Source organism: Chryseobacterium daecheongense, from assembly GCF_003729955.1.
Lineage (GTDB): Bacteria > Bacteroidota > Bacteroidia > Flavobacteriales > Weeksellaceae > Chryseobacterium > Chryseobacterium daecheongense.
The window spans coordinates 655,996-681,525 of record NZ_RJTX01000001.1; the positions used below are offsets into that span (position 1 = coordinate 655,996).

24 protein-coding genes are annotated in these 25,530 nt (G+C 35.7%); 3 read left to right on the forward strand and 21 right to left on the reverse strand.

All coding sequences use genetic code 11. The features are described from left to right. Positions 1-35 precede the first annotated feature (35 nt). Positions 36-827: a helix-turn-helix domain-containing protein gene (locus EGI05_RS03025; RefSeq protein WP_123261584.1), complete on the forward strand. Its 792-nt coding sequence runs from the start codon at positions 36-38 to the stop codon at positions 825-827. Here the strand turns inward: EGI05_RS03025 and EGI05_RS03030 are convergent. The 3 genes from EGI05_RS03030 to EGI05_RS03040 form a co-directional block, all read right to left on the reverse strand. Next, positions 824-2,707, reverse strand: coding sequence for a type VI secretion system baseplate subunit TssF (locus EGI05_RS03030; protein ID WP_123261585.1), 1,884 nt, complete (start codon positions 2,705-2,707; stop codon positions 824-826). The two genes, EGI05_RS03025 and EGI05_RS03030, sit on opposite strands and share 4 nt — an antisense overlap. 22 nt (positions 2,708-2,729) lie before the next feature. Continuing rightward, positions 2,730-3,170: a GPW/gp25 family protein gene (locus tag EGI05_RS03035; protein ID WP_123261586.1), complete on the reverse strand. Its 441-nt coding sequence runs from the start codon at positions 3,168-3,170 to the stop codon at positions 2,730-2,732. Positions 3,171-3,318: 148 nt separating this feature from the next. Continuing rightward, a complete protein-coding gene (locus EGI05_RS03040; protein WP_123261587.1) occupies positions 3,319-4,734 on the reverse strand; it encodes an APC family permease in 1,416 nt (471 codons plus the stop codon). 143 nt (positions 4,735-4,877) lie between these two features. On the opposite strand from EGI05_RS03040, the gene EGI05_RS03045 reads away from it, so the two are divergent. Further along, complete coding sequence (locus EGI05_RS03045) at positions 4,878-5,393, forward strand: DUF4920 domain-containing protein (protein ID WP_123261588.1); 516 nt, start codon at positions 4,878-4,880, stop codon at positions 5,391-5,393. Between the two features lie 100 nt (positions 5,394-5,493). Here EGI05_RS03045 and EGI05_RS03050 read toward each other — a convergent pair whose 3' ends face one another. Then, entirely contained in the window at positions 5,494-6,603 is a 1,110-nt protein-coding gene (locus tag EGI05_RS03050) for a M14 family zinc carboxypeptidase (RefSeq protein WP_123261589.1), read from the reverse strand. An 835-nt stretch (positions 6,604-7,438) separates the two neighbouring features. On the opposite strand from EGI05_RS03050, the gene EGI05_RS03055 reads away from it, so the two are divergent. Further along, entirely contained in the window at positions 7,439-7,966 is a 528-nt protein-coding gene (locus EGI05_RS03055; protein ID WP_123261590.1) for a helix-turn-helix transcriptional regulator, read from the forward strand. A gap of 381 nt (positions 7,967-8,347) precedes the next feature. Here EGI05_RS03055 and EGI05_RS03060 read toward each other — a convergent pair whose 3' ends face one another. The 17 genes from EGI05_RS03060 to EGI05_RS03140 form a co-directional block, all read right to left on the reverse strand. Further along, entirely contained in the window at positions 8,348-9,517 is a 1,170-nt protein-coding gene (locus EGI05_RS03060; protein WP_123261591.1) for a proline dehydrogenase family protein, read from the reverse strand. A 64-nt stretch (positions 9,518-9,581) separates the two neighbouring features. Further along, positions 9,582-10,511 (reverse strand): UbiA family prenyltransferase, encoded by a 930-nt coding sequence (locus tag EGI05_RS03065; protein WP_123262559.1) that lies wholly within the window; start codon positions 10,509-10,511, stop codon positions 9,582-9,584. 11 nt (positions 10,512-10,522) lie between these two features. Continuing rightward, positions 10,523-11,449, reverse strand: coding sequence for a mevalonate kinase family protein (locus EGI05_RS03070; RefSeq protein WP_123261592.1), 927 nt, complete (start codon positions 11,447-11,449; stop codon positions 10,523-10,525). A gap of 126 nt (positions 11,450-11,575) precedes the next feature. Beyond that, positions 11,576-13,066 carry an MFS transporter gene (locus EGI05_RS03075; protein WP_123261593.1) on the reverse strand — a complete coding sequence of 497 codons (1,491 nt, stop codon included), beginning with the start codon at positions 13,064-13,066 and terminating at the stop codon, positions 11,576-11,578. A 217-nt stretch (positions 13,067-13,283) separates the two neighbouring features. Beyond that, complete coding sequence (locus tag EGI05_RS03080; protein WP_123261594.1) at positions 13,284-14,462, reverse strand: acetyl-CoA C-acyltransferase; 1,179 nt, start codon at positions 14,460-14,462, stop codon at positions 13,284-13,286. Positions 14,463-14,529: 67 nt separating this feature from the next. Further along, entirely contained in the window at positions 14,530-14,940 is a 411-nt protein-coding gene (locus EGI05_RS03085; RefSeq protein ID WP_123261595.1) for a hypothetical protein, read from the reverse strand. Then, on the reverse strand, positions 14,937-15,329 hold the full coding sequence (locus EGI05_RS03090; RefSeq protein WP_123261596.1) for a hypothetical protein: 393 nt from the start codon (positions 15,327-15,329) through the stop codon (positions 14,937-14,939). The genes EGI05_RS03085 and EGI05_RS03090 overlap by 4 nt, the downstream gene beginning before the upstream one ends. A 76-nt stretch (positions 15,330-15,405) precedes the next feature. Continuing rightward, on the reverse strand, positions 15,406-16,458 hold the full coding sequence (locus tag EGI05_RS03095) for a porin family protein (RefSeq protein WP_134197375.1): 1,053 nt from the start codon (positions 16,456-16,458) through the stop codon (positions 15,406-15,408). 83 nt (positions 16,459-16,541) lie between these two features. Next, positions 16,542-17,291, reverse strand: coding sequence for a hypothetical protein (locus tag EGI05_RS03100; RefSeq protein WP_123261598.1), 750 nt, complete (start codon positions 17,289-17,291; stop codon positions 16,542-16,544). Beyond that, the gene (locus tag EGI05_RS03105) at positions 17,257-17,811 is read right to left on the reverse strand and encodes an RNA polymerase sigma factor (RefSeq protein WP_123261599.1); all 555 of its coding nucleotides are present in this window, start codon (positions 17,809-17,811) and stop codon (positions 17,257-17,259) included. The genes EGI05_RS03100 and EGI05_RS03105 overlap by 35 nt, the downstream gene beginning before the upstream one ends. A 115-nt stretch (positions 17,812-17,926) precedes the next feature. Continuing rightward, positions 17,927-19,186 (reverse strand): nucleoside permease, encoded by a 1,260-nt coding sequence (locus tag EGI05_RS03110; protein ID WP_123261600.1) that lies wholly within the window; start codon positions 19,184-19,186, stop codon positions 17,927-17,929. A gap of 22 nt (positions 19,187-19,208) precedes the next feature. Further along, positions 19,209-19,808 carry a bifunctional nuclease family protein gene (locus tag EGI05_RS03115; RefSeq protein WP_123261601.1) on the reverse strand — a complete coding sequence of 200 codons (600 nt, stop codon included), beginning with the start codon at positions 19,806-19,808 and terminating at the stop codon, positions 19,209-19,211. Between the two features lie 181 nt (positions 19,809-19,989). Beyond that, on the reverse strand, positions 19,990-20,937 hold the full coding sequence (locus tag EGI05_RS03120; RefSeq protein WP_123261602.1) for an electron transfer flavoprotein subunit alpha/FixB family protein: 948 nt from the start codon (positions 20,935-20,937) through the stop codon (positions 19,990-19,992). A 41-nt stretch (positions 20,938-20,978) separates the two neighbouring features. Continuing rightward, a complete protein-coding gene (locus tag EGI05_RS03125; protein WP_123261603.1) occupies positions 20,979-21,725 on the reverse strand; it encodes an electron transfer flavoprotein subunit beta/FixA family protein in 747 nt (248 codons plus the stop codon). Between the two features lie 205 nt (positions 21,726-21,930). Next, positions 21,931-22,953 carry a T9SS type A sorting domain-containing protein gene (locus EGI05_RS03130; RefSeq protein ID WP_123261604.1) on the reverse strand — a complete coding sequence of 341 codons (1,023 nt, stop codon included), beginning with the start codon at positions 22,951-22,953 and terminating at the stop codon, positions 21,931-21,933. 257 nt (positions 22,954-23,210) lie between these two features. After that, the gene (locus tag EGI05_RS03135) at positions 23,211-23,915 is read right to left on the reverse strand and encodes an SDR family oxidoreductase (RefSeq protein WP_123261605.1); all 705 of its coding nucleotides are present in this window, start codon (positions 23,913-23,915) and stop codon (positions 23,211-23,213) included. Positions 23,916-23,989: 74 nt separating this feature from the next. Then, entirely contained in the window at positions 23,990-25,426 is a 1,437-nt protein-coding gene (locus tag EGI05_RS03140; protein ID WP_123261606.1) for a T9SS type A sorting domain-containing protein, read from the reverse strand. Between the last annotated feature and the right edge of the window lie 104 nt (positions 25,427-25,530).

The following is a 25,530-nucleotide window of genomic DNA, read 5'->3' on the forward strand; positions in this document are numbered from 1 at the left end:
TTTTAGAGGTAAAAGACATCAAAATACACAAAATCATGAAGATCACTGAAATAAAATCCTGTTTTGTAGGTCCTGCCATTTCCCCGGAACAGTTTATTGCAGAGCATTTCTTTTTGTTTCTGGCAAAAGGTACGATGAACGGCTATGACGGCAATAAACATTATACATTAAGACCCGGTGAAAGCTGTATTGTTCGCAAAAACAGACTCGCACGGTACAACAAAGTAAGAACGGATGAAAATGAATTTGAAAAAGTGATCTTCTTTTTTGATGAATTATTTTTGAAAAATTTCCAGAGGAAGCACCGCATTAATTTTCAGAACCATACTTCAAAAGATGCTTTTATCAAATTAAAGAAAGATCAACTGATCAATAGTTTTTTACTTTCATTAGAACCTTATTACAACGGCTCCGGCAATGTGAGTGAAACGTTTTCCGATCTGAAAAGGGAAGAATTATTGCTGATCCTATTACAGCTGCATCCCGAATTATCGGACATTTTATTTGATTTTGGTGTTCCGGGGCGTTTGGATCTTGAAGAATTCATGCAGCGGAATTATAAATTCAATGTCAGCATGGAACGCTTTGCTTTTCTTACAGGCCGAAGCTTATCCGCTTTTAAAAGAGATTTCAAAACTATTTTTAATGAAACTCCGAACCGCTGGCTTATAAAACGCCGCTTGCAGGAAGCCAGGTTTCTCATTGAAGAAAAAAAACAGAGACCAACAGATATTTATGTTGATCTCGGTTTTGAGAATTTATCTCATTTTTCTTTTGCCTTTAAAAAGGAATTCGGAATTTCTGCGAGTAGTTTACAGTCTATTTAGTTATCGGAGAAATCTGCATCCTCGTTGCTGATCTTTACCTGATACTCTATTCCATCAATCGCTTTGGAGATGATCTGGTTTCTTAAGATATTGGCCATATTTTCCCAATAGGCTCTTCCGTAAAATGCATAATTCTGAGGTATGATCTCTACTTCAACGGTACGTACAAATCCTTCTTTGGGCTTGTTGCTGATCATAGTTCCTCTTTTTACCCTTACGTCTTTGAGCTCATCTTTCAGAACCATTCTGCAATAATTCTTCACATCTTCCAGAGAAATGATCTTATCCCTTGTCGTCAGGGCATATTTATAAGCCTGAATACTATCTGTTCCTTTTTGTTCCTCTGCTCCACCAATAGTTTCAGTCAGAAGTACTAAAGACTGTGATTTCAATTGATTAGACAATTCTGTCCCGGGACGCATATGATTAGCTAAAGTACAATGGGTTACCCAAAAAGCTGCATACGTATGATCTGTCTTTTCAACAGGTTCCATAATTACGTAATTCAGTTCCTGTTTGATGTTTCTTTTGGCATTGTTCACTTTTTGTACCATCGACTTCATCTTATCGGACATTTCACTTAGGATACTTTTTACATTATCCCTGTTCAAAAGGGAAAATGCCGCAATCTCATCTCTGGTGAGCTCCAGAACATTGGCAATCATATCAACGGCATTTCTATTGGTAAAACGTTCCATTCCGCCCTTTCTTACCGTATATAAACCTTTTTTAAGATCATCAGTTGGGGTAAAGGGGATTTCCATGTAGACTCTTCCTTCTCCATCCTGCACTTCATCCACATAGAGAAAGTGTTCGCCTTCATCTGTGACCAACGGAATGTTATTTCCCATGATATCAAGGCTGTACTCCGTTTTTTTCCAGCCTCTGTTATAAACCGGAAAGGCGTTCAGAACGAATGAAAAATTATCTAAAATTTCTGCAGAAAACTGAGGTGGAAATTCAAAAGTAAGCCATAAATAACGCTTCCCTTCCAACGTTTTTGTAATTTCATCTTTTCCTTCAAGAAAATCCAGATTCTCAGGAAGTTTTCCCGCTTCTGAAATTAATGTATCTGAAATTCCCGTAATTTCTATGAACTTATGACGATAAATACTTTTAATATCTTCAATAGTTTTTGTTTTGATGGATTGCTCACGGAACATCTGTTCATATCCTTCTGATTGGTTATTTTTCAGATAGGTAATCCCTTCTTTCACAAACAAAGGATTTCCGTTGCTGTTCACTGTGATGTAAGGCAGCAACTTATACACAAAATCCAAATGTTCATAAGCAGGGTTTGAGCAAAACATACTGATCTGCTTCGGAAAATTTTCGCTGGTATATTTGGTGACATTGATCCCGATGGTAATCTTTCGGTAATCTTCCGGTTTTCCCTGGAATCTTGCAACTGGAATTTTATTCAGCCTGTCATCAATACTATAACACGTATTTCCTACGAACATAATGGAGGTTTGCATTTTATTAATCCTTACGTTTCCTACAGGCGTAAAAGGAATATTAATCTGCTTATCCGATTCAGATTTGATAATGGAAGTCACCTGTTTTCTGAAGAAAAACTCCGTATGTTCCAACAAAATCTCTGACGACTCATAAGGCGATATAAATGCTACTGCATGAGCCGGAACCGGATGAGTATAAATAGATGGGGTGAGAAGTTTGGCGAGCTTTTCTAAAATACGGGCATTCACGGTCTGTATTTCATTATTGGCCTTAAAAACCTCAGTACTGAAAGCATCGATCAATAATTTCACAAAAGGGTCTAGTGACTGCGGGCTTTTCAATCCCCATACTTTTGTGGCATTCTGAAGCATTCTTGCTTTTACCGATTCTTTGGAATATATATTCTGATCTAAATTCATAATTCTGATTACAATAAAGTACTTAATCTATCGACATAGGGCTCAAAAACAGCTCCGTGGAAAAGCTGAAACGCTCTCCCGTAGCTTCCATTTTAGCATTAATGGCTATTCTGACTTTTTTCTTGATTTCCGTATGCTCTTTTGTATCGTAACTGTGCTCCACAAATTCTACATGGGCTTGAATTTGCGGCTGAACAATTCTGGGTTCATAGTCCTGTATCTGCCTTTTCAGACTTTTGATAAAAACACTTTCCCAGACGGCACTTGTAACGCCATTATCGAATTCCAGATTCCAGACATCGTTTCCGTAATTTTCATCATATCTATTTTCGCCTTTTTTAGTGGTGATCAGCAACATAATATTGTGGGCAATACTTTCTCCCATATCGCAGGTATCAATACTTCCCCCCTCAGTCATTAATGTTGACGGAACAAAAGGCATTCTGTAATTTGGTGTGTCCATACAATCAACTTCTTATTTTTTACATCATGGTCAATTTATCTAAACGAAATACCAAATTAAACATTTTCAGGAAATAAAATGTTATAAGAATTTAAAAATGTTATTTAAAATTTACGGCTTTCAAACAAGTTTGAAAGCCGTAAATATATTAGTGAATTTCTTTTTTATTTCTATTGATAAAATAGTAGACAGGAAGTCCCAATAAGACCATTAAAAACCCGGGCCATGTGTATTGTTGCTTATAAATTAAGAGTAAAATACAGAATCCTGAGCCTATTAATAAATAAATGATCGGAGTAACCGGATACAGCCATGTTTTGTAAGGTCTTTCCAGATCAGGCTGCTTCAATCTCAGGTAAATCACCCCGAAAACGGTGATCATATAGAATAATACAATGACAAAGGAGATCATATCCAGAAGGTTGCCGTACTGACCGCTCAGGCATAAGAGAGAAGCCCAAACTCCCTGCATCCATAAAGCATTTCCGGGAACTTCATTTTTATTGTTTTCAACGGCGGATTTAAAGAATAAGCCATCTTTTGCCATGGTTTGGAATACTCTTGCACCGGCCAGGATCAATCCGTTATTACATCCGAAAGTAGAGATCATTACCAATAAAGCGATAATAATAGTTCCGGCACTTCCGAAAATGTTCTGTGATGCGGCCACCGCTACTCTGTCATTCGCTGCAAAAGCTATGGAATCTCTGTCTAGTGCATTCAGATAAACGTAATTCACGGCTATATACAGAATCATTACCGCAGAAGTTCCGTAGATCATTGATTTTACTACGTTTTTCCTTGGGTTTTCTATCTCCCCGGAAACGAAAGTTACGCTTTCCCAGGCTACAGAGCTGAATACAGAGCCTACCATTGCGGCAGCAATTCCACCTAATAATGTCATTCCTCCGATAGGTTCCCATCCTTCTTTAAGAAAAGTTCCTGAAAGATCTTTTTTAAGATTATTGAAAGAATCGGTTCCAAAGCTAAAGTTCTCGGCCAAATGGGAGACATCTACTAAAATAAACCCGGCAGCAATCAGTCCCAATAAAGCGATCACTTTGGATCCTGTGAATATATTCTGTAATAATTTTCCGCTTTCTACCCCTCTTGTATTAATATAAGTAAGTAAAAGAATAATGATAATTGCCACGATTTGTATCCAGGTGATCTGAAATTCTCCACTTTGAAAAATCGGAGCGGCATTGTTCAGGGAAGGAACCAAATAAGCGGTAAATTTCCCAAATGCCATTGCAACGGCAGCAATGGTTCCCGTTTGAATCACTGTAAACAATCCCCAACCATAAAGGAACCCCATTTTTTTACCAAAAATTTCTGTAAGATAAGTGTACTGCCCACCCGCTTTCGGAAATAGGGCTGAAAGCTCACCGTAGCTTATCGCTGCAGCAACAGTCATGATCCCGGTAATGATCCATACTACGATCACCCAGTATCCGGAACCTAGATTCCGCATCATATCTGCACTTACAATAAAGATTCCACTTCCGATCATTGACCCCATTACCAGCATAATGGCGTCCCAGAGTTTTAGTTTTTTCTGCATAAAGATGTATAGGCGTCAAATATAAACAAATATGCATTTGTTTTTATATTTTGTTTACATATTCAAAATAAATATGCTTTTGATTAATTTTAATCTTATTTTGGATTCAAATTTTATTAGTATTTTTGGAAAAAATATTAAAAATGAAATTCAAAGCCCTATTATTTGCAGCAGCAGTAAGTGTTTCTACACTGGCATTTGCACAGGAAACCGCTGAGAAGAAAGTTTCTCCACCAGCAGGAAACGCTCTTGTAGGAGACACATATGGAGCAGGAGTTGCTAAAGCTTCCGAATCTAAAGCGATTACAGTGGATAAGTTGTCCAAAAAAATGAAAAAAGACAATAAGAAAGCTGAAAATGTTGCTATCAAAGGAACTGTGACGGATGTTTGCGAGAAAAAAGGATGCTGGTTAACTATTAAAACAGAAGATGATTCTCAGTTCTTCGTAAAAATGAAGGATTATGCTTTCTTCGTTCCAACCGCTTTAAAAGGAAAGAATGTTGTATTGGAAGGAAATGCTGAAAGAAAAGTAATTTCTGTTGATGAGCAAAAGCACTATGCTGAAGATGCTAAAAAACCACAATCTGAAATTGATGCCATTACAAAACCGAAAGAAGAGATCAGGTTTGTAGCCAGCGGAATTAAAGTGGTAAACTAATACTTTGTCATTCTTATTATGATGAAGATCCATTTTGAGATTCTCCTCTTGAATTGACAAACTTTGTATAAAACAAAAGCGGAACAATTGTTCCGCTTTTTTAGTCTTCTATGGTAAAATCTACTACCGCATCCAGTTTCGGATATTTTGTTGCAGAAACAAATTTTTTCCCTGTGCAGTCTATTTCCAGCCAGCCTTTTCGTTTTTTTACTTCCCCTACCTCCACTACAAAAGGTACGAAAGAGATCTCATCCTTTCCTTCCTCCATTATTTCCCTGTACTGAACCGCCACATCCAAAACACAAAGATGATCCGTATTAAGCTTTACATTTCTATAAACAATGTCATAATGGGTTTCCTGGTTTTCAGGAATTTCAAAGTATGTTTCCCAGCCGCTAATATCGGAATTCAGCTCACTGATCGCCTTTAAAGCATAATAAAGGGCTATTGTATAATATTTTCTTGTTCCTTTTCTCGTATAATCATCTTCAAAATGTCCTCCTTCAAATAAAATGGTAGGCATTCCGCTTTTGATGAAATTATCGCCGGTAGAAGTCGGATAAAATTCATCTGAATATCTTCCGATCTGATTAGGTATTAATTCTTTCAGATGATTATAAACAGCAGCAATCACTGCCATACATTTTTTCCTGTTTTCAGTAACTGTACGTTCTACATTTTCTGATGGCGCCAGAAAGGAAAGCGTTGCAGGATGTATACCGTCTGTTGTAAATATGGTTCTCTGCTCATGCAGATTTAAGGCATAATCATACCTTTTGGAAGAAGCCAGACTTTTAAGAAACTTAATCTCTTTACTTGCTTCATTATGGAAATCCCTGTTCAGATCAATATCCACAGCATTTAACCTTGTCCATCTTTCTGATCCATCCGGATTTAACATAAAGATAAAATCCAATGAAATTTTGCTGAAAAGATCCTCTTTCATTTGAGGCATATTATCCAGACTCAACAATAAATCAAGCATGGCATGGGTCGCATTGGATTCGTTTCCGTGCATTTGTGACCAAGCCAGTACCTGAATAGGTCCGGAACCTATGCTTAATTTATAAATCGGTTTATCTAAATATGATCTTCCAATCTCCTGAATGTAATCGCTGAGATTCGCCTGTAGGTAAGAAAATAATTTTTCAGGGGAAATATAGCGATTTGGGAAATGCGGATTTTGAATATAAATCTGTTCAAAGTTCATTTGAGAAGTGGTTTACAAGAGTCAAATTTAGCCATTTTTACTTAGAAAAAGAAATTCACATTTGTAACATTATTAAACATTGTAAATTGCCATAATGTCTGTTGATAAAATTGTGGATTGATAAAAATTCAATATACATTATTTAAATTATTTAAAATCAATTAATTAAAATATTTATCTAAACTATATTTTTATATTTACTTTAAGTACTAAAAGCCCCATTTGTCCAGAATTGAGCGTAATTTCGTTAAACATGTCAGATGTGGAAAAAGTACTTATTTTATCCACATATACAAATGTAAATAGCTTGATTTTTGATTTTAATCTCAATTTTTAAGGTCTGAATTTTAGTTGAAATAAATACTGTAAGTTTTCAAAAAGAATACTATCATTATCTCTTACTAATTAATCTGAAAATGCATACCATAAAGAGGTATACAGGACTGAAAGCAGATCCTTTCTCGGACTTCTATTCCATAATATGCTATAAAATCAGCCATTTAACCTGTCTCCCACTCTATAAGGCATTTATTGATGTCAAATATCTCGAAGTAGGCTTCAATAGGGGTTTAATGCTAAAATAACTCTCTTTAAATTTATCAATATAGCATCTATCTCATCTTTTACTTTAAGATCAATAATAAGATGAATGATAGCAACCAATTTACAAACAGAAAATGTTAGTAACTCCTATTTCTTGATTCAAATTACTGATTATCAGAACTCTAATGTTGTTTACTTTTGTATACAATAAAAGATTACAATTGTTTACTTTTGTATTTTGCATTTGTAAACTTTATCTTTACATTTGTAAAGTAACGAAAAACTTATTTTGATGAGTTTAAATGAAAGAATTTCAAAAGTTATAGAGTATTCTAACTTCACTCCTTCAGAGTTTGCGGATGAGATTGATGTGCAGCGTTCCTCTATTTCCCACATCACTTCAGGTAGGAATAAACCTTCTTTGGAATTCATCATTAAAATCAAATCCAGATTCCCGGAGATTCTTTGGGATTGGTTGATTAACGGTGATGGAGAGATGCTAAAGTCTGATGAACCTGCTGTTGAAGAAGAAGAAATTGTGGAAGAAAAAGCGAAGCCTACTTCACTGCCTGATTTATTCACTTTAATAGATGATGACAATTTTGGAGTGACGGAAAGTGAAGACAGAGTGCTAAAACAAAGCCCCCGAGAATTTGATATACCGAATCAAGGTACAGTTGATGAGAAAATAAACGATTCTCAGCGATTAGAAAAAACCAATGAAGAAATTATAAGTCAAGTTATTGGAAACCAGGATCATAAGATCAAAAGAATTGTTTTGTTCTTTGAAAACGGAAAATTTGAAAGCTATGAGCCATAAAAATACCTGATCAGGCACTGACCAGGTAAAAAAATATTTGAAGAAGAAAGCTAAACTATTGCTTTAGTTTTTTATTTCAAGTGCCGTTATTTTCTATTCCACTTTTAGACACAGCCAATCTCAGAAATCATTAAATTTCTGTTATAACAATTTATGGTAGGTAAAATTCGCTATAGAAAATATAGCAGCAATGGAAAGAATATTTTTCACGGCAGTTAGTTTTTATTAGTTTAACCAAATATATAAAATATAATTAAATTAGCAAAGAATATATTAAATAATTACATTATCATTAATAGTATTAATAATTAAAATAATTTTATCAATTATTGATATAAAAAAAGCCCCGCATAGCGAGGCTTTTGTATTTTAATGGCATTCCTATTTGCCTTTTCTTCTTTCCAATTCTTTTTTAATGAGTCCTAATTCTCTACCTGTTTGTCCGGCCACAGAAGTGTTTTCCTGAGCCCTTCTCGTAAGATATGGAACTACATCTTTCACAGGACCGTACGGAAGATATTTGGCCACATTATAGCCTTTATCAGATAAATAAAAAGTAATATTATCACTCATTCCGTAAAGCTGCCCGAAATAGACATGAGGATTACCATTCTCAAGATTGGCAGCCTTCATTTTATCCATAACCAATTCTGAAGAAATTTCATTGTGAGTCCCAAAGAAAGCAGAAACTTTATCCAGGTGATTCATCACAAAATCAATTCCTGCGTTATAGTTCTTATCTGAGGCTTCTTTAGTGGGCTGGATCGGATCAGGGTATCCTTTTTCTGCTGCCCTTGCTCTTTCCTTTTCCATATAGGCACCACGAACGATCTTATATCCAATAAAATAATTCTTTTCCCTGGCTCTCTGAAGATGTTCTTCCATATATTCCAGTCTGCCTGTCCTGTACATTTGGATGGTATTCCAAACAATAGGCTTTTCCTGATTATATTTCTCCATCATTTCTTCACAAAGGTGATCTGCCGCATCCTGCATCCATGTTTCTTCAGCATCTACCATTACTTTTTTATCATTTTCATGGCATAATTTACAGACCTCATCAAATCTTCTCACTACTCTTTCCCATTCTTCTTTCTGGCTTGAAGTAAGTTCGGCTCCTTTACCAACAGCTTCATACAGATCAATTCTTCCAAAAGCAGTAGGCTTAAAAACGATAAAAGGAATAGCCGGGTTTCCCACGGAGAACCTTACAATATCTTTAATCTCTTTGCAAACCGCATCAAAAGTTTCCTCATCTTCTTTTCCTTCAATGGAATAATCGAAAATACTTCCTACCCCTCTTTTGAAAAGCTGCTTCACCACTTTCATACTTTCTTCACGGGTCTCACCACCGCAGAATTGTTCAAACAAAGTATTCTTTACAATTCCGGTAACAAAAGGGAAATTATTATGAACCGTGAAATTAAGGATAGAGGTACCAAAACTGGTAAGAGCAGGCTGCTCAATCATTTTGAACATCCAGTATGCTTTTCTTAGCTGTGCATCTGATTTGTCTGCAAATGCAACTTTAGTATCATTAAAAATGGGCATTCTTTTTTATTAAATTTAGTTGTGCAAAGGTAATAATAACCTCTTTGTTTCAAAAGAATATTTTCTATAATTTACTTTCAATTCCATTTAAAAGCATGGCAATTATTCCTACGAAAACCCATAGCCGGAGGATATTCAGGGTGATGAATTTGCTTCTCCTGGAATCGTTCAAAAGAAAATAAATGCAGGTAATAAAAACAAACAACCCCACCGCAAAATAATCGCTCATAAATCCCCAAACATTAGTTCTGGCAATGATCTTCATGGAAATGGCCATTGTAATGATCAGGAGTGAAATAAGGATCAACTTTGTAGTGTTACTTTTAAAATAATTCGGAATTGTAGTATAACCGAAAGCCTTGTCAACGCTTTTAGTAAGGGTATCTTTGGCAATATCAATACATAAAAGCATCAGAAACAGGAAAATGGCCATTAAGAAAACTTTCATGGAGAAGGTTTCATAATACACCATCATTCCGAAGAAAGGATATAATGTAAGACTAACGAAAGTCAGATTATTGACAATTAAAATCCGGCTTAGCTTATGGCTGTAAAACCACATAAAAAACTGGTAGATCAGGAAGAAAACGAATACTCTGTGGGAAATCATCCATGCCACACCGAGGGAAATTACGCTCAATGTAAGATAGGCATAGAGAAAATATTTCTGCTTGATAAAGCTCTGAACTCTTGTTCTGAAAGGTTTTACGAGATGATCTTTTTCAAAATCATAGAACTGATTGATAATTCCACCCGCCAGAATACATAAAACAGTACAGAAGATAATTCCATGCACTTTAAAATCAAAAACGAAGTTTCTAAGGCTCTCTTCCTGGTTAAAAAGAAAGAATGTGGACACATAAAGAGCAAAAGTAAGCAGGGCAGCCACAAAAACACGAGCACCCAAAAGAAAGCCCACGAATTGTGAAAATCTGTAAAATAGAGATTTGGAGGTAATATTCTGGGATTGAAAAGTTTCTTTTTCAGAATTCATTCCCATTACAATTAAAATCTGTAAATCACTTCTTTATGGAAACCGTCAAGCATTTTTTCAGCTTTTTCATAATCTTTGGTGAAGCCTAAAATATAGCCGCCTCCACCGCTTCCGCAGAGTTTCAGGTAATAAGCATTTGAATCCAGTCCTTTTTTCCATACGTTAAAAAGGCTCTCAGGGATCATTGGACGGAAATGTTCATACGCCCAGTGAGAAAGCTTTTTTAAGTTTCTGAAGAAAGGATTCATATCTTTTTTAAGGAAAGCATCAATACAGGCATTATTGTAACGGATAAACTCTTCTTTCAAAGTTTTGCGGAAACCTTCTGTTTTCATTTTTTCAAAGAAAATCTGGACCATGGGCCCGGTTTCCCCTGTCATTCCTGAATCAATAAGGAAAATAGCACCTTTTCCTTCTTCACTTTTAGGAATCGCTACTTTATCTACACTTTCTTTACTTTCAATAAGAATGGGCAGGTTCATATAGCAAATAAGAGGATCAATTCCGGAGCTTCTTCCATGGAAATAGCTTTCCATTAAACCAAAGACTTTTCTAAGGCTTTTAAGCTCGTCTTTTGAAATATTCTCAGGATGATGCTTAGTAATAGAATAACGTTCGAAAATAGCAGCTACTAACGCTCCTGAGCTACCTACTCCGTATCCTTGCGGGATGTTGCTGTCGAAGAATAATCCTTCGGCAATTTCTTCCTGGAATTTGGAAACATTCAGCTCAAAACCTTGAGGGAGTTCAAGATCAGTTAAATATTCTGCGTATTTGATCAGATGTTCATTAGATTTCTTTTCAAAATCGGAATCTAATGATGAGAACTTGAGGGTACCTTTATAGAAACTATAAGGTAATGTCAAACCTTGGGAATCTTCAATGATTCCGTATTCTCCGAACAAAAGGATTTTGGCGTAAAATAAAGGGTTTGTCATTATTTAAATAAATCTTTTTTGCAAAGTTAAAATTATTCCGTCGAATAATAGCAAAATTCAGACCGAAATATACATATTCTGCTGATTGATACCATAAAAAAGACGTTAAAAATAACGTCTTGAATTTTATAAAGTATCTCTGTCTTTCAGCATATTGATTTTCACGAAGCGGACAAGTATTAATCCCACTCCGAAGAACAGTGTCATGGAAAGTGCCGCAATACGCATATTATTGAAATGATCAATTAAGGTAGCAAAAATGAATGTCCCAATAATGATCGCCATCTTTTCCAGTACATCATAGAAACTGAAGAAGGTTGTATTTTCCATAGAATCTTCAGGAAGTAACTTGGAATAGGTAGATCTTGACATCGCCTGAAGTCCTCCCATTACCAATCCTACAACTGCTGCAACACCATAAAACTGATATTCCACTGTAGGATTTTCTTTATTCAGGAAGTATGCCCAGATACACGCAACAATCCAAAGTATAACAGCGATGGAAATCACATTCTTGTTTCCTATTTTTCTTGATAATCTTGAGAATATCACCGCTCCTATAATAGCTTCGATCTGAATGACTAAAAGTGTGGCAATCAGTTTATCCTGGGCAAGATTAATTTCACTTTTTCCAAATAATGTTGCCATTAAAAAAATGGTTTGCATTCCTACACTGTAAAAGAAGAAACTTAATAGAAAGAACTTTAAATTCCTGTCCTTCGCCAGATCATTTCCTACTTTGAATAATTCATGAAAACTTTCTTTGGCAATGTCTTTATAGAAGCTCATGTTATCTTTAAGAACTTCGAAGAAGCCTCCCTGCTCTTCATGTTTTTTGAAGATGTTTTTATAATTCAACAACACCAGATCTTTGGGAAGCTTATCTTTAACATCTCCGAACTGTGGTAAATGTTTGAATGTATATTGTGAGAAACCGAACCACCAAGCCCCGGTCAATAAGAAACTGATTCTCGTAAATAATAATTGTTGTGCAGCTCCTTTAGCAAAAACCTGAATCAGCAGCAAACAGATCACAACCAATACAACAGAGCCTATATATCCATACACATATCCTCTTGCTGACAATGCATCCTGCTTATCACGGGTGGCAATATCCGGTAAAAAGGAATTATAGAACACCAAACTTCCCCAGAATCCCACACTGGCCGTAATGCTGAACAATAGTCCCAGAAATACATTATGCATTCCTGTAAACATTGCTAATCCCATACATGAAGTAGCTCCCAGATAACAGAAAAACTGCAGGAACGATTTTTTATTTCCAATGGTATCTGCTAAAGAAGACAGAAATGGAGAAAGCAACACCACAATAACGAACGAAATCGTTAAAGAATATCCATATACTGCATCCGGCTGATATTCTTCACCAAAGATCTTGATCATGTGTCTTACCGGAACATCGATCCACTGTTTGGTTTCTGCTACATATTCTTTCTTTTCATACACCGTAGTAAGAATGGAGTAATAAATGGGGAAAATAGTAGAGGTAATAACCAGTGAGTATACGGAATTGGCCCAGTCGTAGACAGCCCAGGCTTTCATAATCTTTGGATTATTCTTTATATTCTGAGGCTGTTGATTCTCAATTTCAGACATTTCAAATAAATATTAGTAGCACAAAAATAAAAAAACCATTGAATATTCAGTGGTTTTATTTTCTTTCTGTGAAACTTTATTGTTTAATTAAAGATTTGATAACATAGGTTATGACCAATATATGATTGCCGGAATTCTTTCTGCGTCAGAATGACAAAGTCTAAAATAGAAAAAGCCCGGAAATTCCGGGCTTTGTTTATCAAGAAATATTTTATTCTTATACGTTTTCAATAACAATAGCAGAAGCACCTCCACCACCGTTACAGATAGCAGCAGCACCATATTTTGCATTGTTTTGCTTTAATACATTGATCAATGTCACAATGATTCTGGAACCTGAACTTCCCAGCGGGTGTCCTAATGCTACGGCCCCACCGTTCACATTAACTTTAGCAGCATCTAATCCTAAGATCTTGTTGTTTGCCAATCCTACTACTGAGAAAGCTTCATTAAATTCAAAGAAATCAATATCAGAAAGCTCTAAACCTGCTTTTTTAAGAGCGATCGGTAGAGCTTTTGCCGGAGCAGTGGTAAAGTTTTCAGGTTCCTGAGCTGCATCAGCGTAAGAAACGATTCTAGCTAAAGGCTTAAGACCTAGTTCTTCCATTTTCTCTTTAGAAACAAGGATCAAAGCAGAAGCTCCGTCATTTAATGTAGAAGCGTTTGCTGCTGTTACCGTTCCGTTTTCTTTTTTAAATACTGTAGGAAGTGTAGGAAGTCTGTCGAAATTTACAGCCTTGTATTCTTCATCCTCTGCGAAAATTACCGGTTCCCCTTTTCTCTGAGGAATTTCAACAGGAACTACTTCATTGCTGAATTTTCCTTCACTCCAGGCTTTTGCGGATCTTTTGTAAGATTCAATGGCAAAGTTATCCTGCTCTTCTCTTGTAATGCTATAATCAGTTGCACATTTTTCTGCGCAAACACCCATATGTACTTTGTTGTAAACGTCTGTTAGTCCGTCAAGAACCATTCCGTCCTGCATTTTGATATCTCCTAATTTGGTAGCTACTCTTGCATTGTAATAATGTGGAACCATAGACATGTTTTCCATTCCTCCAGCTACAATAACTTCAGCATCACCTGCTTTGATAGATTGTGCAGCCATCATTACCGCTTTCATTCCTGATGCACAAACTTTATTGATAGTTGTAGAAGGAGTTTCAACTGAAAGTCCAGCTCCTAAAGCAACCTGACGAGCCGGAGCCTGTCCTTCTCCAGCTTGTAAAACGTTCCCCATGTAGATTTCCTGAACGTTTTTAGGGTCAAGACCAATTTTATCTAATGCGCCTTTCACTGCAACAGATCCCAATTTTGTAGCCGGAACTGTTGATAAACTTCCCATAAAACTTCCCATTGGAGTTCTTACTGCGGAAACGATGAATACTTCTTTCATGTGTATATATTTAATTTTTATTAGTCACATGGAACCTTACGGTTTCATTTTTATAATTCTATTTGTATTAATTTACTTTTATTAAAACCTGCTCAAGCTGTTCTTTTTCAATACTGGTCTGAATTTTTATGAGGTTCTTTTCTGTTTCAACAATTTTATTGCTATATACCATTCCTGGCTGAATGGGATCAGATTTGTCTGATTTTTCAAGAACGATAGCTTTGTAATTGCAGTCATCTACAAAAACCAATGTAGACTTCACGTAATCTTTTCCATTATTGAAATATTCGGTCTGAACATTCCCTTTAATGGTCATATACCAAATTTCTTCCGGATAATCTGACCGCAGAAATTTTCCATTTCTGATGTTATTACATTTTGCCGGCTTATCCGGTGTCTTGAATGCTGTCTCCTGGGATTTGGCCTGGAAAAAGCCCAATACCAGCAGCATTACTGATACTACTTTAACTTTATTCATACTTGTGTTTTATTTGTACTTTTTGTTGCGATCATCAGAAAAGCTCCCAGAAATTCAATGACCCATCCCCATTTTAATTTTACAATCCCTGCAAAAGTTTCTCTCCATGATTTGAAGGGCAGAAAGCTAAAATATTCCAATGACTGAAGCTTAACTGCTACTAAGGTAAAGATGAACAAGAGAATTAAAAAAACAGCAAATGTTCTTACTATCTTCGTGCTATTGTTGACGATCCCAAACAGGGCGCAAGCGGAAAGAATCCAGCAGGCAATAGCCAAGTAGTGATCCAGCTTCCAATAATTCCAATTTCCAATGATGGGAACATGAACCAAGGGCAGAAAGCTTCCTACAACCACTAGTACCCATCCTAATAACTGAATATTTTTCATATTTCTTAAAGTGCCAAAATACGAAAAAAAACACACTCCGAAAAGTGTGTCTGAAACAAAATTATATCTATGAAAATCAGAAAGTTAAATTAAAAACTTCCAGTCCTATCTGTAATCCGTTTTTGTTATTCATCAAGGCATCATCATTAAAAATAGGAGTTAAATCTTTTTTCACGTATAAACTGATTCCTGCGTATCCAATACTTAGTTTTGCCCCAAACAGGAATGGGTTTATTCCGTTTTCCACTCTTTGCCTGAATACATTCTTACTGGATTCTTCATTTTCATATTTGTATTTTATTCTGCTGCCAATTTTTACTCCACCATAGATTCCCGCTCCTATTCTCCATTGTCTTTTGCTGTCATCCAGAAACTTTTCACCATCGTATTCCACATATTTAGGATTGAGAACAAACTGCATTTCTAGAGGAATTTCAAGGTACTCTGCTTTTAATTGTGTATACTTCAGCTTTTTCGGTGTAAATTCTGTAATAAACAATTTTTCGTTACCCTGGGCAAAAACCGTTGATTTCTTTGCGTTATATATATCCGCACGAACTCCTAATCCAAAGTTTAGAAATACGGGACTTGTATATGTTCCTACTTGCATTTGAAACCTTAATTGATAAGATAAAGATGAACCGGAACGAATTTCTTCAGGTTTGTTAAAGAAATCAAAGGGCTTGGATTTTTCAGTAAGGTTTAAATACCCGCCGCTTATGACAATATCCATACTATTCAGAAGATTTTTCATTTCATTTTTTTTCTCATCGGCGCTTTTCCCAAATACAGATTTTCTCACTCTTTCCCTCGTGATCTCTTCAAAGCTTTCTTTTTGCGCATCTACTTTTTCATTAATAATCGTTTCATATTTCAAAGCAATTTCGTTAGAATGGTTTTTCTTTTCTTCAGCAGATATTTTCCCATCTTTAAAATCTTTGTCTATGACATCCAGTTCCTCATTCATTTTCTTTTTCTCAGAGGATACGATACTATCGATCTTCACTGTGTAATTATTGATTCTCATATTCAACGTTTCATATTGCTGACGAATAGATTTATTATCCTGTGAAAAGGCCATCACTGAAGCAGTCAACATCAAAGCAGATAGTAGAATTGTATTTTTCATTTTTATTATCTTTTAATATTATTTCGGCTGTCCGGTTACCAGAAACCGGATAATTATTGATATTTTAATAAATTAAGATTGTATTATTTTGTTTCTGAATGTACTGTCACTCCTAAAGACACCACTTGTGAAAAATGAGGCTTCAATCTGCTTAAATCTATTCTTCCATATGATGTTGTTTCCTGATTTCCCCGTACCTTATCATATTCTCTTCCTGTGAGAAGATCAGATGCTTTGACATATTTTGTATTTTTTATTTCCAGTTTTTCAGTGGAAACAGCCAGTTTATTATCCGGAGCTAAGCTTTCTTCAGGCTTTACAATAACATCAGGATGCTTAATCTGACGATCATCAGAAGCCACTTGAACAGGAGTATTATCAAGGTCACCATTTTGTTTTTTTGTGATATTTTGTGTGTATTCTATTGTTTTATCCGGACGAATTGAATGATCAGCAGTTTTATTTTGGCTTGTATTATAGTTTCTAGGCTTTGTATCCGCAGCGAGCTCAGAATCAGGTAATACATTTTCATTATTATGTTTCTCCTGAATACCCTCCAAATCTTTATCATTTATCTGATTCGTTTGGGTCCTGCTTAAGATATTGTGCTGTTCCACTTTATTTACATTGTAATAAATAATTGTTCCCACTGAAATTAAAAGCAATACTATCGCAGCGTATTTCCACCACTGAAAATGCGCTTTAGGGCTCCAATCTGACCCTTTTTCCGTTTTTTGATCCATTGAGTCTATTCTGTCCCAAAGATCTGCAGAAGGCTTTATTTCAAGCTTTTCATAGTCAGATTTTAACTGTTTCAGTATTTCTTTGTTCATTTTTTTTGGTCTTTAAATAATCGGTAAGCCATTTTTTCGCTTTACTCAACTGGCTTTTGCTTGTTCCTTCAGAAATGTTTAAGATTTCTGCAATCTCCTGATGTTTTTTCTCTTCAAAAATATACAGGTTAAAGATCAGTCTGTATCCTACCGGCATTTGAGAGAATATCTCTTCGAGATTGATTTCTCCGAGGTGTTCATCGAAATCATCATCGGACACATCTTCCGCAGTTTCCATATCTACATAGAGGATGTTTTTATTCTTCCGGATAAAACTGATGGAATCATTCACTACGATTTTCCTCAACCAGAAAGGAAAGCTTTTCCATTCTCTGCATTCATGGATCTTGGTGAAGCATTTCATGAAAGCATTCATCAGAATATCTTCTGCATCGTGGATGTTATTAGTATAAGAATTCGCAATAGCGAGCATTTTACCTGAAAACATATCATAAAGGGCTTTCTGCCCTCTACGGTCCTGTTTTTTCGCCAGTATAAAATTCTTTTCTAATTGTTCCATGAATCAGTTTCTATAAATAAGACAACAAAAATTGAAAAACGTTGCCTGTGAAATAAAAAAAATTGCATTTTTTCTCAAAATGCAATTTAATATATTAATAATCAATAAGATAATTTTAATGACTAACGTTAGCTACTTTTTTAGGATCATGCTTATGTCTGAAGAAAATAGCAAATAGCACAGCAATGATCAATGCATATGCTGCAAAATACAGCCAGATCTCATGCCACATTTTATCTCCGTTAGGCAAAGTAAAATTATTCTGAATAATCCAACCGCTTACTAAACTTCCTATCATGGCACCAAAGCCATTCGTCATCATCATAAATAATCCCTGTGCAGAAGAACGGATTTTAAAATCTGTATTGGTTTCAACAAAAAGAGATCCTGAAATATTAAAGAAGTCGAATGCCATTCCATATACAATACATGAAAGGATGATTAAAACCAAGCCAAATCCTTCCGGAACTCCATAGGCGAAGAATCCGAATCGTAAAACCCAGGCTAACATGGAAATCAACATTACTTTTTTAATTCCGAATTTCTTTAAAAAAAACGGAATCGCCAGAATGAATAATGTTTCCGAAACCTGAGAAATAGACATGATCAAAGTAGAACGCTTTACCACTAAGCTGTCTGCATATTCCGGCATTTTACCGAAATCTGAAAGAAATGCATCTCCGTACATATTAGTCAATTGCAAAGCAGCTCCTAAAAACATGGAAAACAGGAAGAACATGGCCATTTTTCCGTTTCCGAATAATGATAATGAGTTCAGTCCTAATTTTTCTAATGTAGTTGCATTTTTAGGGATTGTATTCTGTGGCGGACATTTAGGCAATGTAAATGCATAAATCCCCAAAAGAATAGCAAATAACGCCGCAATATAAAACTGGTTTCCTGAATCTTTATTATCTGTAAGATTGGTAATCCACATCGCTACAATAAATCCTATGGTTCCCCATACTCTAATTGGCGGGAAAACTTTTACTACATCATAATCATTGTTTTTAAGAACATAGTAGGCAATAGAATTGGATAGGGAGATCGTAGGCATATAAAAAAACATGGCGATCAGCATTACCCAGAAAAACTGGTGTGGATCAGAAACCTGAGGAAGAAAAAACAAGGTAATTCCGTATAAAATATGAAGAATCCCATAAAGCCTTTCCGCATTCATCCAACGATCTGCAATAATTCCCGTAAGAGCAGGCATCACAATAGATGAAATTCCTAATGTGGAAAATACAGCTCCAAATTCTGCACCACCCCATTGTTTTGTGCTGAACCAATATACTCCAATGGTAATCAGCCATGCTCCCCAAACAAAAAATTGCAGAAAGCTAAGGATGGTAAGTCGTAATTTTAAATTCATAAATGGTTTTAAATATCTCTAATTAATCAATTTTCTTTTTTCTCCTCTTAATCTCTTCCTGGATTTCCAAAGCTGTGTCATAATCTTCTTCTTTTACGGCTTCATCCAATAGTTTCTGAAGCTCTTCCATGGAAAGGGATCTTAAGCTATCTTCTGTTTGTACGGTTTCAGAAAATGATTGTTCTTCTTTGGATACATCTTCCAGTTCCAAAAGGATTCCTGCCTCATTCAATACCTGCTGGGTTGTGAAAATAGGAGCATCAAATCTTACGGCCATGGCAACGGCATCAGAAGTTCTGGCATCCAGAATCAACTCCTCATCATTATTTTTATTCTTGAAATTGATGTTGGAAAAGAAAACTCCGTCTACGATCTGATAAATGATCACAGAAACCAACTCATAGTTAGCAGAAACTATAAATTTTGTAAATAAGTCGTGAGTAAGTGGACGCGGTGGATGAATGTCTTTCTCCAGGCCAAGAGAAATGGATTGGGCCTCAAAATTTCCTATCACAACAGGTAATTTTATATGTGACTCTTCATGCTCCAATAACAACGCGTATGCTCCCGATTGGGTCTGGCTATACGATATTCCGCGAATAATTAACTGCTTATAATCCATAACTACAAATATAAATTAATTTTTTATTGTAGGTTTTACTTTTTACACAAAAATAAAAGCCCGGAAAGGGCTTTTACTTATTATTTTGTTCAAATGTCAATGGTGAATTGTGAATTAACTCTGTTGTCTGTTTTTATACTCGCTTATTCACTTGCGAAGCAAAAATTGACAATTGACTATTTTATCCTTTTAAAGCTTTGATTTTCTCAGTTAATGCAGGAATAATCTGGAATGCATCACCTACCACTCCATAATCTGCTGATTTGAAGAATGGAGCTTCTGCATCATTATTGATCACTACGATTGTCTTTGAAGAGTTTACCCCAGCCAAATGCTGAATAGCTCCTGAAATACCTACAGCAATGTAAAGGTTGGGTGAAATTGCTTTACCAGTTTGTCCTACGTGTTCTGTATGAGGTCTCCAACCGATATCAGAAACAGGCTTAGAACAAGCTGTAGCTGCGCCAAGAACATTGGCCAAATCTTCAATCATTCCCCAGTTTTCAGGACCTTTCATTCCTCTTCCGGCAGAAACTACTATTTCTGCTTCTTTAAGGTCTAGTTTTCCTGAGCTTTGCTCGTGAGAGATCACTTTGGTATCTTCGTTGGCAACAGATAAGTTTTTCACTTCTTCTGAACCTGATACTGCATTTTCTTTCACTCCGAAAGCATTTTGAGAAACAGTAACAATTACTCCATTTCCTTCTGCTTTAGCATGCATGAAACCTTTACCAGAGAAAGCTTTTCTTTTTACCTGGAATGGTGAAAGGCTTTCCGGAGCGGCTAATGCATTGGTGATTAAAGAATGTCCGTTCATCACTGCCAACATGGGTGCAATGGAAGAAGCATCTGTAGTGTGAGGGAAAACAATAATTCCTCCATTTGCCACTTCATTGATCGCCTGTGCGAATGCCTTAGCTGAGAAATTTTTAAGACCTTCGTCTTTGATATTGATTACATTAGATGCTCCATATTTGTATAATACATCTGAAGAATCTGTTGGGTTTACAGAGATTGCTGTAACGGTTTCTCCCGCCTGATCTGCAATAGCTTTAGCATAAGAAACTGCTTCGAAAGCTGCTTTTTTGTAAACTCCGTTTATATTTTCTGCGTATACGAATACTGCCATTTTTCTTAAATTAAAAGATTAAAAAATTGAATGATTAAAGATTAGATTACTTTCGCTTCTTCGTGAAGTAGTCTTACTAATTCATCAAGGTTATCCGGAGAAACAATTTTCACAGCTGCTCTTGGCGGAACACTGTCATAAGAAACTCCCTGAACTTTTACTTCGGAAGAAGCTGGTTCCACCACCTGCAAAGGTTTTGTTCTTGCAGACATAATTCCTCTCATGTTTGGAATAATCAAATCTTTTTCGTCTACTAATCCTTTCTGACCAGCGATTACTGCCGGTAGCTTTACGGAAATAGTTTCTTTACCTCCTTCAATCTCTCTTACAGCAGTAGCTTCGCTTCCGTTTACATCTAATCCTACAGACGCGTTCACGAAAGGCTGGTTTAATAACTGAGCCACCATTCCAGGAACAGAACCACCATTGTAATCGATAGATTCTTTACCGCAAAGGATAAGATCATAGCCTCCGTTTTGTGCTACAGCAGCAATTTCTTTTGCCGTAGAATAGCTGTCTTTAGGATCTAGGTTTACTCTCACCGCATCATTTGCTCCGATTGCCAATGCTTTTCTGATTACCGGCTCCGTAGCAGCATCACCTACGTTGATCACTGTTACAGTAGCTCCCTGAGATTCCTGAAGTTTAACTGCTTTTGTTAATGCAAATTCATCTAAAGGATTGATTACCCATTGGATTCCGTTCTTGTCGAAAGCAGATTTATCTGCTGTAAAGTTAATTTTAGAAGTAGTATCCGGAACACTACTAATACAAACTAATATTTTCATGTGTACTATGTTATTTTTTTCCCTTTAAGGCACAAAAACCAAACGGTTGAAATGCAGAGATTTTTTATTTTTAATTTCTGTAAATATAAGCAAAAAATATATTATGCATGCATAATATATATTGATTTGTTATTCAGCGCATTAAAAATAATAAAAACGCTTTATATAAAGCGTTTTTTGTAAATATTGGGGAAGATCACCAAGTTTATTTTTTAATGAATTTTTTAGAAAATTTATTTTCTTTCGTTTCAATATTAATAATATAAGTTCCCGGAATAAGATCCCTTACCTCTATTTTATCACGATCAAGCTTTATATTTACTTTTTTACCTGATACATCAAAAATTTCAATTTTAGTGATTAATGATTTAGATTGTACATGAATCATATCAGTGGCTGGATTGGGATACACCAAAATATTATTCTCTGCCTCTTCAACTGTTTCTTTTGTTGCTAATACAGCACTATCAATAGCTGTCAGTGTATAATCATCAAAAGAAGTGATATGTGCCACCGTATTTCCAGTGCTTGCTACCGAAACAAAATCCATTTCAAAAGGATCCTGGCCTACAGCCGCCGGTATGTAATCTATAGTACTAGGACTATAAGTATTACCTCCGGGTGGAGTCCACGTAGCAATTCCGGTAGTTTTATTAAATGTGCAGCTTAAAGTAATCCAAGTATTGGGAGGATATGTATATGTATTTGGTTCCAAATAAAAACTATAGTTACCTGTTACACCTGTTGTGGTTTTAGTGTAATTTCCTATTCCGATAGTTCTTTGTGAGGCATAATCATATCCTATTCCTGTTAACGTTTTATGAGTTGTTGTATTATAAATTAAAACAGTTGCCCAGCCGTTACCACCTGTAACACTTCCGGTGTATAACTTAACATTCAATTTAATAATATCGTTTCCCGGTGTTCTTGCAGCCCATGCTGCAGGCAATCCATTCTTCCACATATACTTTGTTCCTGTCGCTGTTGCATTTCCTGTAAGCTGTAATGATTTGTCATGGGCAGCATCTATACTTACAATCTGCGCATCTGCATTAGAGCCTCCGGCGAAATCCGTATAAAATCCCCCTTGTCCGGGCGTTGTTGCGGTAATATCCGTACCAACATTTCCTATAGTATAGGAATTAAAATTATCACTTTGTAAAATCTGAGCATTGAATGTCTGGACTAATGCCAACAAGAATGCATTAATTGATAAAAAATTTTTCATGTGCCTATTTTTTTTAATTCGGTGTTATTGATAGCTAGAGATTAGCAGTAACTAACTCAAAAATTTCACTTCATTGAGATTTAACTACAAACTTACTTCAACTTAAAACTGGTATCAATACCTATTAATAGGTAATTTTAAGTCTTAAAAAAACTCTTTCTATTGATAAGACACCCTGAATTAAAAATGGTTGCCTCCGAATAAAAAAAATGTACTTAGATCATTTTTTCAACAATTAATATTCATCTAGCAAATAATTATGCCGGTTTAGTCGCTCTAAACTCAATCTTGCTCGGTAAAACTCTCGGATTCATTTTCAAAATATCCAATACCAGATTTCCCATATCTTCGGGCTGGATTTTCCAATTGTCCTTTTCGGATGGTATATTTCCATTGAAATGGGTTGCTACCGATCCTGGCATGATAACGGTTGCCTTAATGTTATATTTTCTCAAATCTATCATCGCTGCTTGCGTAAAGCCTACTACTCCAAATTTTGAAGCATTGTATCCCGTTCCGTTTTCGAAAAAATTGGCTCCGGCCAGGCTTGAAATGGTAATATAGTAACCTTCTGTTTTCTTCAGTTCGTCTACTGAGGCTTTTAAGGTATAGAAAACTCCGGTTAAGTTCGTTTCTATCATATCATTCCATTCTTCGGCAGATAATTCATCTACGGGCTTAAAAATCCCTAGTCCCGCGTTGGCTATAACAAAATCAAGCCTTCCAAATGTTTCAACAGTAGTTTTGATGGCCTCTTCTTCACTTTGCAGGTTTCTGACATCGGAAATAAGTCCTAGTACTTTCTCTGAGTATTGTTGCAATTCCTTTTCAGCTTTTGCCACATCCTCTCTTTTTCTCCCTGAAAAAGCTACAGAAACTCCATTTTCTAACAATATCCGTGCAATTCCAAAACCAATTCCCTTGGTTCCGCCTGTTATATAAGCTACTTTATTTTCTAACATAGTATTGTAATTAATATTTAAAAATAAAAAAAACGCCCCAAATTGGAGCGTTTTATGAAGATAAGATTATCTAATTATTTTTTGATGAATTTTTCAGATGTCTTTCCTGAATTGGTTTCAATGTTAATAATGTAATTACCAGGACTTAATGACTTTACATCAATTTGATTTCCATCAAGTCTAGCATTTATTAACTTTCCTGAAGCATCAAAAATCTGTACACTTTTAATTTTTTTGTCAGTTTTTATATTCAACATATCTTTTACAGGATTTGGATAAACAGATAATAATATATCATCATAAGTAGTTTCATTTGTACCCAAAGTAGAAGATAAACTTACACTATCTAATAATAATGAAGTAGAAGTAGCGGTGATCGCAGATTCATTACTGAAAATCAAATAATAAATACCTGTTGTAGGAACACTGAAGTTTTGAGTTTGCTGTACATAAGTAGTTCCGCTCACAGCAATATTAGTACCAATTTGAGTAGCCCCTGTTAAAGATTTTTGCGTATTGTAATATACTTTTATGGTTCCAGAAGCGGTACCTGCAACTCTAGTCCAAAAATTCAAAGTAATAGGAGCTCCGGCTGTAAAACTTAAAGCTCTTGAATATAGTTGTGAATTGGAAACAGCTGTTGTACTTGTATTGCTAAAATAGCAGATTGTTCCTTGTTGAGCATAAGCAGCTCCTTCATTAAGTGACCAGCCTGTTCCTCCAAAACCTGCAGCATAATCAGGAGATTCAAAACTATTAGAATATGGTGCTTTTTTAGCTAAGAAGATTGAGAACGGACCTGTCCAACTACTTTGTGTAGCTCCACAGTTACTTCTAACATAATAGCTGTGATTTCCACCCGTTGGCAAATTCGATAAGTTAGCACTAGTAGTCGTAGTGTTTTGAATTGTTCCTGTTCCTAAAGTAAATCCACTCGCTCCATGTTGAACATCATAAGAAGCCGGGCTTCCAATTGCAGCAGACCAACTGGTTGTCGCAGAATTCAGAGTAATATTAGTTGCAGCATTTACGGAGAAATCATTTGGCTTAATACAGCTAGGTGCTGCAAAATTGAATGTAAAATCAAAACCTAATGAACTCCATCTGTTATCCCATGATATATAATAAGTTGTCCCCGCTGAAACAGGAAAAGTAAGTTGAGACAAATAATTTGTAGCAGAAACATCATCATTTCCATTATAACAGGTAAGAGCAGCACAAGTTCCGGTAATTATAGACAAACGGGTATCATTACTTTTCGTTGCGCCATCATTTTGGGGTAAATTTGATGAAATTGTTACCTCTCCATTAGCCGTAGCTGTATAAGAATACCATATTGCTTTTGGGCTTGTTGCTTGCCCACTTCCTGCACAAGTCCCTACATAAGTCCCTGTGAGCGCCGGACATGTATAACTTCCATTTGTTGTTATTGCTGTAGCCGTAGCACATGTTAATTGTCCAAACATGTAAGTGCTTACTCCAAGTAAAGCAGATAGTAGAATTTTTTTCATGATATCATTTTTTTATTAGCAGTAAATATAATTATTTTATAAACTATTATTTAAAAAATATCATAAAAAAATAAAAAATCCCCAAGAAATCTTTCCCAGGGACT